This window comes from Vibrio sp. 378, assembly GCF_033339435.1.
In genome coordinates, this window is sequence record NZ_JAWOUO010000375.1 from 1 (window position 1) to 802 (window position 802).

General features: G+C 46.6%; 1 protein-coding gene. It reads left to right on the top strand.

The features are described 5' to 3' along the window. On the top strand, nucleotides 1–802 hold an 802-nt coding region (locus R7Q48_RS26370), incomplete at both ends, for an NAD(P)(+) transhydrogenase (Re/Si-specific) subunit beta (RefSeq protein WP_318133149.1).

The window sequence follows — 802 nt, forward strand, 5'->3', positions numbered from 1 at the left end:
GTGCTGTAACGTTCACTGGCTCTATTGTTGCGTTTGGTAAGTTACGTGGTGTGATTTCATCGTCTCCACTGAACCTTCCTCACAAGCACAAAATGAATCTGGCTGCGATCGTAGTTTCAACGCTTCTAATGATCTACTTCGTAAAAGCAGATGGCAGCATGTTCGCGCTTATCGTGATGACGTTAATTGCGTTCGCATTTGGTTACCACCTAGTCGCATCCATTGGTGGCGCGGATATGCCAGTTGTTGTTTCTACGCTTAACTCGTACTCAGGTTGGGCAGCAGCAGCAGCAGGTTTCATGCTTGCAAACGACCTATTGATCGTAACAGGTGCTTTGGTTGGTTCTTCAGGTGCAATTCTGTCATACATCATGTGTAAAGCGATGAACCGCTCGTTTATCAGTGTTATTGCTGGTGGCTTTGGTCAAGAGATTATCATTTCAAGTGATGAAGAGCAGGGCGAACACCGTGAAACCACTGCTGAAGAAGTGGCTGAAATGCTGAAAAACTCGAAGTCAGTAATCATCACTCCGGGATACGGCATGGCAGTAGCGCAAGCGCAGTACCCGGTGCATGAAATTACTGATGCACTTCGCTCACAAGGTATTGAAGTTCGTTTTGGTATTCACCCTGTCGCGGGTCGTCTGCCTGGTCATATGAACGTGCTACTTGCAGAAGCGAAAGTACCATACGACATCGTTCTGGAAATGGACGAAATCAATGATGATTTCTCAGAAACAGATACGGTTCTGGTTATTGGTGCGAACGATACTGTAAACCCAGCAGCGCTAGAAGATCCGAA